We start from the raw sequence: 14631 nt of genomic DNA on the forward strand, positions 1-14631 counted from the left end.
TATAAATCCAAATAATTTTTTAAATACGTTAATATTTATTTTAACTAATAAGTTACTATTTTATCCTATCAGCTTAACGATATTACCTATAATATCAAAAGCAAAAATTAATATTAAACCAATCGTGGTGAAAACCTCAAAGGAACCATTTGGTGAAATCATTAATCAAAATTTTTAGTTTCCATTTCAATAAATTCTGTAAAGCCGCCCTTTTCTGCTCGTTTTTGGGCAACTACCTTTAAAAAATGTTCTTGGTCAATCCCCTTAAAGTCTAAGTAAGCTCTTAAAACTTCATAAACATCACCAAGCTCTTCAACCAAGTTGGTTTCACTGGTCGCATTAGCTACTTCGCCAGTTTCTTCCACTAATTTTTTCTTTAAGGCTGGCTCAATTTCGTCATGTGTAAGGTAACGATAATTAGCCGCTTTAGCAAATTCAGGTATTTTATCTCTAACTAATTTTTTCATCTTAAATTCTCTTATAAAATAATAAAGACAATAGTTTTTATGATACTATAATGCATTCCTACTTTTTTTGTAAAATATCAAAAACTATGAAGTTTACTGCAATACATTCAAAAACTTCTCTACTTCATTATTCTGCCTTTTCTTGCCAATGGCTAAAGTAGCGCATAATCAGCCAACTTAAGATGATGGTTAACAAAACGGGTACAACATAAGTTAATGCGGCTACTTTTTGATAAGCAAGCGGAATGTCAGGTAGCCAAAAGACGGTCAAACGGCTTTGCCATGCCCAAGGAATGATTGGCCAAATAAAATCAAATAAGGAAGTTGTAGCCAACATTGCAATTACTGAGCCAAAAAAACCTAAAACTAAGCTACCACCAACGTTCCACTTCATTACAGCCACTTCAGCAAGCTCATACTGTAAAAAGCCTAAAAGCGCCATGGCAATGCTAGTAAGCAATAATTTAATAAAAGAAATGTCAACCACTTTAAAACCAAAAGTCAAGATTAGATAATAAATTAAATTCGTGCCGATAATTTCAATTACGTACAGCAGCCAGTAATAAAACAATTGCCCCGCTACTATTTTGCCCCTGCTAATCGGTTCGGTTAGCCAATTTTTAAAGTCTCCCGCCTTCTTCTCTCGATCATAGACTAAGCACACGACAATGCTAATCACAAGCGGTGAAGCAAGTGCCAAAAAAGTATTAAATATATTGATCATATTTTCTGAACTGGATAGATTTTTGCGACTGCCATAATACCAGCCAAAGATAACGGGGAGGAAAATTAAAGCAATTAAATGTAGATAAAGTAGCATGCTACGACGTAGTTTGATATTTTCCGCACCACAAATTCGTTTAATCATTTTTAATCACCTGCTTTTGAAATGAATAGGCTGCCAAATAACTGAAAATAATAAATAGGCTAATTGAAGCAAAAATAGTCCAAGAAGCATTAGGCACAAGCGCACCAATTTTTATCGGAGTACCATTAATATGTAATTTAATCAGTGCCACCGGAAATAGGTTGGACCAACCATACGGCAAAATCGGGCCCCAAGAAAAGGTGGTTACGCAATATATGCCAATCATAGAACCGATAAAGGCTAGCCCAAGCGTAACATAGAGGTTAGATATTCTGCTTAACCACGTATAAAGAGGGATTTCCCAGATAGTCGTTAAAAAAAGGCCTCCAACTGCAACTAGGCAGGAAACGATTCCAACTCTAACCGTCCAAATAAAACTGGTTAATATAAGAAACACGACTAAAAAGAAACTAACAATAAACGATAATAGTACACCATGCAAGATTCTTCCTAATTCATAAGTAAACAAATTAGTGGGCGAGCTTAAAATTGTTTTATATTCCGTACTATTTTTTTCATAACGATCGATTAGACCAATAATTAACGCCAAATATAAATTAAGCCAAAATAAGCTCCATTGATTAATCGTACTTTCAAGCACATAACCCGTCGAATTAAAAAAAAGAATGGTGAAAACCATAACCAAAAGGGGGAAAAGTACCGTTATGGGTCTAATAATTGTTCTTTTGGTTTTAAAAACTTCATTTTCTAAAACTTTAAACATATAGAACACCAGCCTTTTCCAAAGTCGAATTAAACAGTTTTTCTAAATCAATTTCATGGTCATATGGTTGTTCCAAGAGAAGCTTACCGGCGCCAATAATACCAATATTATCAGCTAGATGTTCTACTTCTGAAAGCATGTGACTAGAAATAATAATTGTGATGTCTTTCTGCTTGAATTCAGCAATCAAATTACGTAACTGTTGAATGCCCAGTGGGTCTAGTCCATTAGTCGGCTCATCTAAAATCAAAAGTTTAGGATGTCCAACTAAGGCTAAACCAATTCCTAACCGCTCTTTCATTCCTAAAGAAAAATTCTTCGTTAATTTATTTCCAGTATTGTTAAGACCGACGGTTTGTAAAATATTGGGAATCTCACTTTCGCTTGTGCCACGCAAACGACAAATTACCTGTAAATTCTCTTTAGCAGTCAGATTGCTATATAAAGGAGCATTTTCAATTAATGAACCAATCTTAGCTAAGTCAGATCTTGTCCATTCATGACCAGCAAATTCGACTTGACCACTTGAAGCCGGAATCATTCCTGTTAAAATTTTCATTAAAGTGGTTTTACCTGCTCCATTAGGTCCTAAAAGACAATAAACTTTATTTTCTGGAATATGTAAATTTATTCCATCTAAAACTAGTTGGTCTTTAAACTTTTTAACCAGATTTTTTGTTTCAAGTAAATTAATCATGCGAATATTCTCCTAAACGTATTTAGATTTCCCCCATAATTATACCAATATGTACTAAATATACAATTTTTTTCATAATATATCATATTATGAAAACTAGCAAACGTCCTCTTCCCTGTGGCTTTTATTAAAATAAGGAAGTAATCTTGAATTTTCACTAAATGATCACAATAACTCTTCAGGTAAAAGGTTGTTTAATGATATTTAAAATTTCAAAAAGTTAAGTTCCAGCTTAGCCATTTATCTGCCAATTACTCTAAAATACTTAAAAAAGTTTATTTTACTACCAAAAAATACAGTATCGCACCTTCTTATTTTTTAGTTAGCATTTTTTTGCAAAAATAAATTACCGTTTATTATTAGCTAGTAATTAATTAGCCATAATTAAAAACTCTTTAAACAACTAACCTTGCTGAGGACTATATTTAAAGCATTATTTTAATTTAAACTAGTAGTCAAAAATGAACGATTCTCTAAAGCAATAAGCAGTGCACGCGCTGTATCAAAACTAGTAATTAATGGAATATTCTGATTGATTGCCGCTTGGCGAATAATAAAACCGTCAGAATTCTTGGCCACATCGTGCCCCATCGTATTGATTACTAAATCGATTTTACCATTTTTAAATTCAGTCAAGATATTATCATCAGTTTTTGCATGAATTTTATTTACTACAGTTGCATTTAAATTATTTTGCTTAAGATAGCTAGCGGTGCCACTAGTAGCAAAAATACGATATCCAATCTGGGCAAAACGACTAGCAATTGGCAAAACTTCTTTTTTATCACGATCTTCAATAGTCAATAAAACATTGCCGCTATCTGGAATTTGCATATTAGCACCAGCAAAAGCCTTATATAAAGCCTTAGGAAAACTTAAATCGCTCCCCATAACTTCACCAGTTGATTTCATTTCAGGACCTAAATAACTGTCGACATCGGTTAACTTACTAAAGGAAAAGACCGGTGCCTTGACACTAATCATCTTGGGTTCAGGTGCTAAACCGTCAGTATAGCCTTGCGCTTGCAAACTTTGCCCCATAATTACTCGAGTTGCCACTTGCGCCATTTCAATCCCTGTAATTTTACTTAAAAATGGGACTGTTCGACTGGCACGTGGATTAACTTCAATAATATAAATTTCACCATTGCGCTCAATCAACTGCAGATTCATAATCCCATGACAGTTAAGTTTTAAGGCTAATTTTTTAGTTACTTCAGCAATTTTTTGTTTAATCTCAGGTGAAAAAGTTTGGGCTGGATAGACCGCCATCGAGTCACCTGAATGTACGCCTGCATGTTCAATATGTTCCATAATACCTGGAATTAGCACGTTTTGACCATCACAAATTGCATCGACATCACATTCACGCCCATCAAGATAATCATCAACTAAAATTGGATGACTAGCAGCAATATCAACATGATTTTGCAAATAATCCGTTAATTCTGCAGGAGTATAAACAATTTCCATTGCTTTACCACCCAGAACATAACTCGGCCGTACTAATACTGGATAGCCTAACTGCTCTGCTGCTTGCATCACACCTTCATGAGTAGTTGCTGTAATTCCTTGTGGCTGCTTTAACTGCAGTTCTTTAACTGCTTGATCAAACAACTCACGATCTTCTGCGCGATTTAAATTAGCAACACTAGTTCCTAATATCTTAATACCATTTTTTTCAAGTCCTGCAGCTAAATTAATTGCCGTTTGTCCACCAAACTGAATAATTACCCCTTCCGGTTGTTCTAAATCGCAAACATTTAGCACATCTTCTAAGGTTAATGGCTCAAAGTATAATTTATCTGAAATCGAAAAATCAGTTGAAACCGTTTCCGGATTAGAATTAATAACAATTGCTTCGTAACCCATCTTTTGCAAGGCTTTAACACAGTGAACGGTGGCATAATCGAATTCAACCCCTTGACCGATTCTAATTGGTCCCGAGCCAACCACTAAAGCTGATTTTCGAGTAGTTGTTTGACTTTCATTTTCGGTATCATAAGTTGAATAAAAGTATGGCGTTTGCGAAGCAAACTCTGCCGCACAAGTATCAACCATCTTATAAACCGGAACAATCCCCTTTGCTTTACGCAATTGACGAATGCTGCTTTCATCTTCTTGCCAAAGATTAGCAATTGTCTGATCACTAAAACCGTATTTTTTGGCTAACTTGAGAGTTGCAATCTCTTTAGGATGAGCCTGAATGGTTTGTTCTAATGCAACAAGATGCTTTACAATGTCTAAAAAGTAAAAATTAATCTTAGTTAATTCATGTAGATCAGAAATAGAATAATTTCGGCGAAAGGCCTCTGCTAAATAAAAAAGGCGATTATCCTGTACCTTGACTAATTTTTGTTCTAATTCTTCATCACTTGCTTGATGCGCTTGTGGCGCAAAAAAGTCTTTTTGATCAATTTCTAGCGAACGCACAGCTTTTTGAAAGGCTTCTTCACCAGTACGTCCAATTGCCATGACTTCACCTGTCGCCTTCATTTGGGTACCTAAGGTCCGATCAGCCTTAGTAAATTTGTCAAATGGCCACCGTGGAATCTTGCAAACCACATAATCAAGAGCTGGTTCAAATTCAGCATAAGTTGTCCCCGTTACTGGATTTTTGATTTCATCTAGTGTCATCCCAATTGCTATCTTTGCTGCCATTTTGGCAATGGGATAACCCGTTGCTTTCGATGCCAAGGCAGACGAGCGTGAAACTCGTGGATTAACTTCAATCACATCATACGCAAAGCTGTTTGGGTCTAGAGCCAGTTGAACGTTACAGCCACCTTCAATTTTCAAAGCTCTAATCAGCCGTAATGCGCAATCACGTAGTAATTGATATTCCTTATCTGATAGAGTTTGAGCAGGTGAAAAAACAATTGAATCGCCAGTATGAATTCCTACTGGATCAAAATTTTCCATACAACAAACAATCATGGCATGATCATCGTGATCACGCATAACTTCAAATTCAATTTCCTTATAGCCAGCGATTGAGCGTTCAATCAAACATTCGCCTACTGGCGATAATTCTAGACCATTTTTAGCAACTTGGGCTAATTCAGTTGGATCATTACAGATGCCACCACCTGTTCCCCCCATTGTAAAAGCCGGTCGTACAATAATTGGATAACCACATTTTTCACCAAAAGCTAAAGCAGCTTCAACGGTTTTAACACTCTCTGATGGTGGAACAGGTTCACCTAACTTTTGACAAAGCTCTTTAAATTGTTCCCGATCTTCTGCCTGCTCAATTGACTCTAATTTGGTTCCCAACAATTCAATGTTCAATTCAGCTAAAATACCACTTTTTGCTAGCGAAAGTGCCATATTTAACCCCACTTGCCCACCAAGCGTTGGCAAAATTGCATCAGGATATTCCCGCCGGATGATACGCGAAATAGCTGTGACAGTTAGTGGTTCTAAATAAACTTTATCTGCAATGGTTGTATCCGTCATAATCGTTGCCGGATTGGAATTAACTAAAATAACTTCATATCCTTCTTCGCGCAAGGCTAAACACGCTTGCGTACCTGAATAATCGAATTCCGCGGCTTGACCAATAATAATCGGGCCTGACCCAATAACCATAATTTTGTGAATATCTGTTCTTTTAGGCATGAAGTTCGTTTTCCTTTCTTTGATCAATCATTTGCATAAAATAATCAAAAATTCCTTCTTCATCATGGGGACCTGGAGTTGCATCAGGATGAAATTGTACTGAAAAGGCAGGATATTTTTTATGTTGTAACCCTTCAATTGTACCGTCATTAATCTCAACATGGGTCACTAACAATTGACTTGCATCGATTGAACTTGCTTTAACTGCGTAACCATGATTTTGCGAAGTAAAACCAATATTTCCTGTAGCAATTTCGCGGACCGGATGGTTAAAACCCCGATGACCAAATCTCATCTTATAAGTTTTAGCCCCATTGGCTATAGCAAAAATCTGATGTCCGAGGCAAATACCCATTAAAGGAATTTGCTGCTCAACTTGCTGAACCATTTTTATCGCATCTTGCATTTCCAGTGGATCACCCGGTCCATTGGAAAGCAAAACTCCATCGGGATGAAGGGCTAAAATTTTTTCAGCAGAAGTTGTGTAAGGTACTACAATACAATTACAGTCACGTTTACTAAGTTCACGTAAAATACTATTTTTCAAGCCAAAGTCAACCACTACAATATTACGCTTAGAGCCTGGAACTGGATAAGACTTTGTCGTAGCCACCCGCTTTACTACCCCGGCAGTCACATTAGTCGCACGTAGCTTAGCTATGACTTTGGCAGCATCCTTTTGACTATTGCAAATTTGACCTTTCATCGTCCCAAATTGGCGTAATTTTTTGACCAACATACGAGTATCAATTCCTTGAATTCCCGGAATATCAAGTTGCTCTAAAAAATGCGGTAGCGTAGTTTGCATGCGCCAATTATCGGGATAACGCGCTAACTGATGGCAAATTACCCCTTTAATGCCAGGCTCAAGCGATTCATAATCAGCCAAGGTAATACCATAATTACCAATTAGCGGATTAGTAAAAACCAAAATTTGGTCAGCATATGATTGATCAGTAATTGCTTCTTGGTAACCTGTCATCCCTGTAGTAAACACAACCTCACCCTGTGTCTCACAATTACTACCAAAACCTTCACCTGCATAGATACTGCCATCTTCTAAAATTAAGTATTTCATTTAATTGCCTTTCTTTTGGTAAACTATCTGACCATTAACCATGGTTAGTTCAGTTTGTCCATAAACTGTTTGTCCAGTAAATGGTGTATTTTTCCCTTTAGATTGGTAGTTGGTTTCATTAATTACACTAGCATTTTTTAAATCAAAAATTGCTAAGTCAGCTGGTTGATTTAGACCAATACGGCCAGTATTTTTTAGTTCAAAAGCTTGAGCAGGTTTTAGAGTAAGCCAATTGAGTAATTGCTCAAGCGTAAAAATATTAGTTCTAACAAAATGTGTATATAACTGACTAAAGACCGTCTCGCTACCTGTAATGCCAAAAGCTGCTTTAGCAAAGCCCCCACTTTTATCTTGTTTTGTATGCGGTGCATGATCTGTAGCGATTAGATCTATCGTACCGTCTAATAAACCGCCAATCAAAGCTGCTTGATCTTCTGGTCTACGTAACGGCGGATTCATTTTATAATTGCCATTGTTACTCATAATATCTTGTTCATTTAAAAGTAAATGGTGTGGCGTAACTTCACAAGTAACATGAATCCCTTGCTTTTTGGCCCAACGAACTAGTTCTACACTAGTTGCCGTTGATACATGACAAAGATGATAATGAACTCCTGTTTTTTGCGCTAGTAATAAATCACGCGCAATCTGTGTTGTTTCCGCCAATTCAGTAATTGGACGCAAACTCCAAGCCTTGGCTTTTTCACCTTCATTAATTACACCTAGATTGAACAAACTATCATCTTGAGCATGCTCAGCAATAATCAAATCATTAGCTTTAGCTTTTTGCATTGCAAGATACATTGTTTGGGCATCTTGCACGCCGTGCCCATCATTACTTAGAGCAAAGCAGCCAGCTTTTTTAAGTGCGGCATAATCAGGAAGTACGTCAGTTGTTTCGTTAACGGTAATTGGGCCATATTGCAAAATATGAACTACTCCGTTTGCTTTATTATTAGTGACCATTTGTGTCATTAAATCAGCATCATTAGGTACAGGAACAACATTAGGCATTGCCCCAACAGTGGTGAAACCACCGTGAGCTGCAGCTAAAGAACCAGTTTGAACATTTTCTTTTGCAGTTTGGCCCGGATCACGATAATGAACATGAAGATCAATTAACCCTGGACTAACTAATTTGTCTGTAGCATCTATTACCTGATCTGCGGTTAAATTATGGCCAATAGTTGAGATTAAACCATGATTGATTAATAAATCGCCTTGCTCTAAGTGACCATTAACAAAAATCGTACCATTTTTAATGACAAGCGCCATTATTCTAGCCCTCCTAGTTTGCGTCCGCGCATCACCGCTTCAAGCATCGCCATACGCATGAAAACTCCATTTTGCATCTGCCGATAAAACATACTTTTAGGTGCTTCAACTAATTCATCAGCTAGTTCAACCCCACGATTAATTGGACCGGGATGCATAATAATGGTTTGCTCTTTTAGGTCAGCGTAACGACGCTGGTTAATTCCATAATCTTCATGATATTTTTTTGCATCAAATTTTTGTTCATTTGGATCACCTTCGTGGCGTTCATGTTGCACCCGCAAGAGCATCATCACGTCAACTTGGTTCACTAATTGATCAAGCTCTTGATATTCACCATATTGATCAAATTCACTATCATACCAATAACTTGGACCCGAAAAGTAAACCTGCGCCCCCAAACGTGTTAATAGTTCCATATTACTTTTTGCAACGCGGGAATTGCTAATATCACCTACGATTGCCACTTTTAAGTCTTTAAAATGACCAAAATGCTCATGAATAGTCATCATATCAAGCATACATTGTGATGGGTGCTGACCGCTACCATCTCCACCATTAATTACTCCAATTTGCAAGTGATGCTCGTTATCTGGGTGAATCAATTCTTGATAATATTCATTTTGCGGATGGCGAATAACTTCTAAATCAACTCCTAGCGCAGCCATAGTCAAGGAAGTATCATAGAGGGTTTCACCTTTCTTAGTTGAACTATGTTCTGAATCAAATGGAATTACGGTTAAGCCTAATTTGCGCTCCGCCATTTCGAAACTTGTTCTTGTTCGACTAGAATTTTCTAAAAAAATATTTGTTGCATATACCGGTTGGCTTAATTTTGGCGTAGCGCCACCATTTTTAAAATATTCTGCCCGTTCAATAAGGGCTAAAACTTCAGCTGTTGATAAATTTTCTACATTAACAAAGTGTGATAGAGTGACAAAATTTTTAGTTTCCATAATTTAGACGCTTTCTTAAAAAAATAAACCTGAAGCTAATTTATGCTTCAGGTTTAGCAAAAGGGTTTTAAGCTGGCTAAATTTCAGTATACAAGCAGCAAAAAAACTCAAACCCTTCTGACCCTCTCTGAAGTCAATTAAATGGTTGAATTATAATAATTTATGACAGTGGTTTTAACTCTACACTATCTTTATGATCAATTTCTTCCACATTTACTGCAACTTGTTCATGGGAAGAAGTCGGGATATTTTTACCGACAAAATCTGCTCGAATAGGCAATTCACGGTGCCCGCGATCAACTAGTACGGCCACCGCAATTGAACTTGGACGACCCAAATCCATAATCGCATCCATGGCTGAGCGAATAGTACGACCAGTAAAAATAACATCGTCAACTAAAACAACATTTTTATTGGTAACATCAACATCGATTGCAGTTGAATTGACAACTGGCTCTTGTGGTAAAGATGCATCATGGCGATCATCACGATAAAGTGTAATATCCAACTGACCTAGAGGAACATCGACTCCTTCTAATTTTTGAATTCGCTCATGAATTCGTTGAGCTAAATAAACTCCCCGAGTCTTAATACCAACTAATACTAAATTTTCAGTCCCTTTATTGTGCTCAATTATTTCATAAGTAATTCGCGTTAAAGCCCGTTTCATCGTTAACGCATCCCAAATTTCTTTTGCCATGTTTTCTCCTATCTATTTTGCCTTAAAAAAGCACCTAATCTACCTTGAGACTAGGTGCTTACTAGAAAGTTAATACTTAATTAAGCTTGCCTTGTTAGCCTCACGGGACTAATTTTAAGGACGATATATATTTATAATATACGTGCGAAAATTTAGATTGTCAACCAAAAGCAAGAGTGACCTTTTAGTTAAATTTTACCTGACCAACCAAATCATTGATATCACTAACGCCCAAATCATCAAGTACTCGAGGAAGAGCTTGAATAATCTCGGGACAAACTAACGGATTATGAAAATGAGCGCTACCAACTTCAACCGCATTTGCCCCAGCTAGCATAAACTCAACTACATCACTAGCTGTTTCAATGCCCCCCATACCAATAATTGGCAACTGCGTAGCCACTCGAACTTGATGTATCAAATAAAGGGCAATAGGCTTAATGCCACGACCAGAATAACCGCCAATATTATTCCCAAGTAATGGTTTGCGCGAAGCAATATCAATGCGCATGCCCATAACTGTATTGATAAGAACTAATCCATCTGCGCCACCATCTTCGGCAGCACGAGCAATTTCCTGAATATTAGTCACATTCGGTGTTAATTTAATATAAATTGGTAACTCAACTTTTTGTTTAATAGCTGAGGTTATCCGCGCTACCATTTTAGGATGAACACCAAAAGTCATTCCTCCTTGGGCAACATTAGGACAAGATAGATTTATTTCTAAAGCATCAACTAAGCGAGCTTGACTTAGTTGTTTGGCCACCGTTAAATAACCCGCTTCATCTTCAGCTCCAACACTAGCAATAATTGGTAAATTTGGATAGAGTTTCTTTAGCGCTACTAATTTTTCATTAATTACTTGCTCTACGCCTGGATTAGTTAAACCAACCGAATTTAAAACTCCATCATCTAAAACCGCAATTTGTGGTTGCGGATTACCTACACGCTTGTTAGGTGTTGTCGTTTTAATTACCAGTGCCCCTAACTTGTTTAAATCATATTTTTGGGCAGCAGCTACGTCGCCAAAACCAAAGGTCCCACTTGCTGGCATAACTGGGTTTTTTAATTTGAGACCGGGTAATTTAACATTAAGATTGACCATATTTTCCTCCAAAATGAATGCTCTCTGTCATTACAATTATTTCGGGGCTTATTTTACACCTTTTTTTGATTTTTACTAGCTAAAAATCTGTTGTATTTTGTCCAATAAGGTGGTAAGCTCGGTATTAGTAAACTTTAAACGGTACAGTGAGACCGCAAGTTCAACATGACTTAATTACTATAAAAGTCTATTTTGATGCGCACTGTACCAAAATAGGCTTTTTTTGATGGAGGTTTGCAATGGAAAAAGCAGTATTTATTGCTTTAGATTACGATCGAGAAGAAGATGCTCAAAATTTACTTGTGAAATTAGGCTCAGCTGACAAAACTTATTTAAAGATTGGAATGGAACTTTTTTATCATTCTGGTTCGCATTTTGTTAAACAATTAGTGGAGCAAGGTTATCACATTTTTTTAGACTTAAAACTACATGATATTCCTAATACAGTTTATCATGCGGCTAAACAATTAGCTCAACTCGGTGTATTCTGTATTACTATTCATGCATTAGGCGGTAGTGAAATGATTATGGCGGCCAAAAAAGGGTTAGTTGCGGGCACACCTAAGGGTATGAAGCCACCCAAATTATTAGCAGTCACTGAGCTAACTTCAATTTCAGATGATATTTTACAAAATGAGCAGAACTGTTCTTTATCAATGACCAAACAAGTAGTTAGTCTCGCTCAAACAGCTAAAAAAGCCGGTGCTGATGGCGTCATTTGTTCTCCACTTGAAGTAACAAGCTTACAAAAAATTATTGGTACTGATTTTCTCTACGTAACGCCGGGAATTCGTTTAGCCAATAATCAAAATGGTGACCAAAAAAGGGTTGCTACGCCAAAGCAAGCCAAAGATTATGGCGCAAGTGCAATTGTAGTTGGCAGACCTATCACTACTGCTACAGATCCAGCGTCTATTTATCAAATCATTAAAAAGGAGTTTAACTGATGTACCAAGAAAAAATTATTACAAATTTAGTTGATCACAAAATTATTACTATTTCTCCTAATAAGCCTTTTACCTATGCTAGTGGGATGCTTTCACCGATATACACCGACCTACGTCTAACTGTCGCTTACCCCGACCTGCGCGATTGGATTGCTAGCGATTTAGCTGCCTTAATTAAAGAAAAGTATCCTGATGTTTCAATTATTGGTGGGGTTGCTACTGCAGGCATTCCACATGCTGCATGGGTAGCCAGCAAACTTAATTTACCAATGATTTACGTTCGCCCAAAACCCAAAGACCATGGAAAGGGAAAACAAATCGAGGGAATTTTTACTACTAATGATAAAATTGTTTTAATTGACGATTTAATTACTACCGGTGGTTCAGTGTTAAACGCTGTCGCCGCTACTAAAAAAGAAGGTGGCAATGTTCTAGGGGTTGCATCAATTTTCACCTATTTTTTGAATGATACTAAGAAAAACTTTAACGATGCTGCAGTTGATTTTATATCATTATTAACATACCCCGAATTATTAAAGAAAGAAAAAGAATTAAATTATATAACTGCTTCTGAATATGATGCCCTAAAAAGTTGGCATCAAGACCCATGGAAATGGGGAGAAAAATTTAATTAGCCAATTTAATACCTCATTTTTGGGTAACAATAGCTTTAACAGTAAAAAATAATAAAAAGCAACGAATTACTTTTGTAATTCGTTGCTTTTTAAATATTATTAACCACTAAAGGCTTAATAACCCATATATCGATTTCTTTCCCAATCAGAAACAGTTTGTGTATATTGCGACCATTCTAATTCTTTAGAACTAATAAAACTTTGTGTCAAATGATCACCCAAAGCAGCTTGAATCAGCTGATCGTCCTTAAACGCTTTAAGCGCATTGTGTAATGTAGAAGGTAAAGGTTTAATTCCTAATTCATCTCGTTGCTGTTGACTTAATTCAAATAAATTGCAATCAACAGGATCCATTGGCATTTTTTCCGCTTTAATACCTGATAGTCCCGCACTTAAACACGCTGCTAAAAGCAAATATGGATTAGCAGTTGGATCAGCCGAACGCATTTCTAAACGAGTATTAATTTCTTCTGCCGAAGGTACCCTTACCATTGGTGAGCGATTTTTAGAAGCCCAAGATATGTAAACAGGTGCCTCATAACCCGGAATTAATCTCTTATATGAATTAACAGTTGGATTACCTACAGCAGTAATAGCTCGCGCATGCTCTAAAATTCCATTTAAAAAGTAAAGTGCTGTATTTGATAAATGGAATTTATTATTATTATCATAAAAAGCATTCTTATTGCCCTTAAATAAAGACATATTAGTATGCATTCCATTACCTGCTTCACCTTGAAGTGGCTTTGCCATAAATGTTGCATATAAACCGTGCTTTTTAGCAATTTCACGGACAATCATTTTAAACATTTGCACACGGTCTGCAGTCGTTAAAGCATCATCAAATTTAAAATCAATTTCTTGTTGTCCCACGCCAACTTCATGGTGGGCAGCTTCAACTTCAAAACCAATGCTTTCTAACGTTTCAACAATATCTCTACGGCAACTGGCACTTTCATCATTAGAAGTCAAATCAAAGTACGAGGCATGATCAGGAACTTCCGTAGTCCAATTTCCATTACTGTCAAGTTTAAGTAAATGAAATTCTGCTTCAAAGCCAATATCAAACGCTGAAAAGCCCATCTCTTTCATTTCATTAAGGACACGTTTCAAATTATTACGCGGATCACCAGTAAATGGCTGACCATCGGTTGTATGAACAGAGCAAATTAGGCTACCGATCTTTCCGCCTCGACTGTCAGTCCACGGTAAAACTGACCACGTTGAAAAATCAGGATATAAAACCATATCACTTTCTTCTAACCGAACAAAGCCATCAATTGAAGAACCATCAAAACGAATATCATTTTCTAAGACTTTTTCAAGTTGACTATTTGGAACTTCAACTGCTTTTAACGTTCCATTAATGTCAGTAAACATTAATCGTAAAAATCGAACATCGTTATCAGCGACACTTTTTCTAATATCATCTTCTGAAATCTTATTTGTCATGCTTTTCCCCTAAAAATATAAACCACTAACAATTGGTATAGTTTACAAAAGTCCTTGACCTTTATACTAAACTTTGATTAATAGATTAACAAATCATTAGATA

Annotated in this window: 13 protein-coding genes; 2 read left to right on the forward strand and 11 right to left on the reverse strand. The window is 36.6% G+C overall.

The features are described 5' to 3' along the window. Positions 1-161: 161 nt before the first annotated feature. The 10 genes from F5ESL0225_RS05240 to F5ESL0225_RS05285 form a co-directional block, all read right to left on the reverse strand. Positions 162-467: a nucleoside triphosphate pyrophosphohydrolase gene (locus tag F5ESL0225_RS05240; protein WP_122048015.1), complete on the reverse strand. Its 306-nt coding sequence runs from the start codon at positions 465-467 to the stop codon at positions 162-164. 127 nt (positions 468-594) lie between these two features. Further along, positions 595-1335, reverse strand: coding sequence for an ABC transporter permease (locus F5ESL0225_RS05245; protein WP_122048016.1), 741 nt, complete (start codon positions 1333-1335; stop codon positions 595-597). Continuing rightward, on the reverse strand, positions 1328-2059 hold the full coding sequence (locus F5ESL0225_RS05250) for a hypothetical protein (protein WP_122048017.1): 732 nt from the start codon (positions 2057-2059) through the stop codon (positions 1328-1330). Before F5ESL0225_RS05250 ends, F5ESL0225_RS05245 begins: the two co-directional genes overlap by 8 nt. Then, a complete protein-coding gene (locus F5ESL0225_RS05255; protein ID WP_122048018.1) occupies positions 2052-2756 on the reverse strand; it encodes a lantibiotic protection ABC transporter ATP-binding subunit in 705 nt (234 codons plus the stop codon). The genes F5ESL0225_RS05250 and F5ESL0225_RS05255 overlap by 8 nt, the downstream gene beginning before the upstream one ends. Positions 2757-3194: 438 nt before the next feature. Then, the gene (gene carB, locus F5ESL0225_RS05260) at positions 3195-6377 is read right to left on the reverse strand and encodes a carbamoyl-phosphate synthase large subunit (protein WP_122048019.1); all 3183 of its coding nucleotides are present in this window, start codon (positions 6375-6377) and stop codon (positions 3195-3197) included. Beyond that, positions 6370-7455 (reverse strand): carbamoyl phosphate synthase small subunit, encoded by a 1086-nt coding sequence (locus F5ESL0225_RS05265; RefSeq protein ID WP_122048020.1) that lies wholly within the window; start codon positions 7453-7455, stop codon positions 6370-6372. Before F5ESL0225_RS05265 ends, carB begins: the two co-directional genes overlap by 8 nt. Beyond that, positions 7456-8730, reverse strand: a complete 1275-nt coding sequence (locus F5ESL0225_RS05270; protein ID WP_122021954.1) for a dihydroorotase — start codon at positions 8728-8730, stop codon at positions 7456-7458. Further along, complete coding sequence (locus tag F5ESL0225_RS05275; RefSeq protein WP_122048021.1) at positions 8730-9686, reverse strand: aspartate carbamoyltransferase catalytic subunit; 957 nt, start codon at positions 9684-9686, stop codon at positions 8730-8732. The genes F5ESL0225_RS05270 and F5ESL0225_RS05275 overlap by 1 nt, the downstream gene beginning before the upstream one ends. Before the next feature lie 160 nt (positions 9687-9846). Continuing rightward, on the reverse strand, positions 9847-10386 hold the full coding sequence (gene pyrR / locus F5ESL0225_RS05280; protein WP_118896318.1) for a bifunctional pyr operon transcriptional regulator/uracil phosphoribosyltransferase PyrR: 540 nt from the start codon (positions 10384-10386) through the stop codon (positions 9847-9849). Positions 10387-10570: 184 nt separating this feature from the next. Then, positions 10571-11494 carry a dihydroorotate dehydrogenase gene (locus F5ESL0225_RS05285; protein ID WP_122048022.1) on the reverse strand — a complete coding sequence of 308 codons (924 nt, stop codon included), beginning with the start codon at positions 11492-11494 and terminating at the stop codon, positions 10571-10573. Positions 11495-11733: 239 nt separating this feature from the next. Here F5ESL0225_RS05285 and pyrF point away from each other — a divergent pair, with 239 nt between their 5' ends. Next, positions 11734-12441, forward strand: coding sequence for an orotidine-5'-phosphate decarboxylase (pyrF, locus tag F5ESL0225_RS05290; RefSeq protein WP_122021957.1), 708 nt, complete (start codon positions 11734-11736; stop codon positions 12439-12441). Continuing rightward, positions 12441-13076, forward strand: a complete 636-nt coding sequence (gene pyrE / locus F5ESL0225_RS05295; protein ID WP_122021958.1) for an orotate phosphoribosyltransferase — start codon at positions 12441-12443, stop codon at positions 13074-13076. Before pyrF ends, pyrE begins: the two co-directional genes overlap by 1 nt. Before the next feature lie 114 nt (positions 13077-13190). Here pyrE and glnA read toward each other — a convergent pair whose 3' ends face one another. Continuing rightward, positions 13191-14528 carry a type I glutamate--ammonia ligase gene (gene glnA, locus F5ESL0225_RS05300; protein ID WP_122021959.1) on the reverse strand — a complete coding sequence of 446 codons (1338 nt, stop codon included), beginning with the start codon at positions 14526-14528 and terminating at the stop codon, positions 13191-13193. Positions 14529-14631 lie beyond the last annotated feature (103 nt).

This window comes from Lactobacillus sp. ESL0225 (genome assembly GCF_003692905.1).
In the GTDB taxonomy this organism is placed as follows: Bacteria; Bacillota; Bacilli; order Lactobacillales; family Lactobacillaceae; genus Lactobacillus; species Lactobacillus bombicola.

What these genes read in the sequence shown, in the direction of transcription:
- F5ESL0225_RS05240 (WP_122048015.1), bottom strand. Translation starts at nt 467, where the DNA reads ATGAAAAAATTAGTTAGAGATAAAATACCTGAATTTGCTAAAGCGGCT.
- F5ESL0225_RS05245 (WP_122048016.1), bottom strand. Translation starts at nt 1,335, where the DNA reads ATGATTAAACGAATTTGTGGTGCGGAAAATATCAAACTACGTCGTAGC.
- F5ESL0225_RS05250 (WP_122048017.1), bottom strand. Translation starts at nt 2,059, where the DNA reads ATGTTTAAAGTTTTAGAAAATGAAGTTTTTAAAACCAAAAGAACAATT.
- F5ESL0225_RS05255 (WP_122048018.1), bottom strand. Translation starts at nt 2,756, where the DNA reads ATGATTAATTTACTTGAAACAAAAAATCTGGTTAAAAAGTTTAAAGAC.
- carB (WP_122048019.1), bottom strand. Translation starts at nt 6,377, where the DNA reads ATGCCTAAAAGAACAGATATTCACAAAATTATGGTTATTGGGTCAGGC.
- F5ESL0225_RS05265 (WP_122048020.1), bottom strand. Translation starts at nt 7,455, where the DNA reads ATGAAATACTTAATTTTAGAAGATGGCAGTATCTATGCAGGTGAAGGT.
- F5ESL0225_RS05270 (WP_122021954.1), bottom strand. Translation starts at nt 8,730, where the DNA reads ATGGCGCTTGTCATTAAAAATGGTACGATTTTTGTTAATGGTCACTTA.
- F5ESL0225_RS05275 (WP_122048021.1), bottom strand. Translation starts at nt 9,686, where the DNA reads ATGGAAACTAAAAATTTTGTCACTCTATCACACTTTGTTAATGTAGAA.
- pyrR (WP_118896318.1), bottom strand. Translation starts at nt 10,386, where the DNA reads ATGGCAAAAGAAATTTGGGATGCGTTAACGATGAAACGGGCTTTAACG.
- F5ESL0225_RS05285 (WP_122048022.1), bottom strand. Translation starts at nt 11,494, where the DNA reads ATGGTCAATCTTAATGTTAAATTACCCGGTCTCAAATTAAAAAACCCA.
- pyrF (WP_122021957.1), top strand. Translation starts at nt 11,734, where the DNA reads ATGGAAAAAGCAGTATTTATTGCTTTAGATTACGATCGAGAAGAAGAT.
- pyrE (WP_122021958.1), top strand. Translation starts at nt 12,441, where the DNA reads ATGTACCAAGAAAAAATTATTACAAATTTAGTTGATCACAAAATTATT.
- glnA (WP_122021959.1), bottom strand. Translation starts at nt 14,528, where the DNA reads ATGACAAATAAGATTTCAGAAGATGATATTAGAAAAAGTGTCGCTGAT.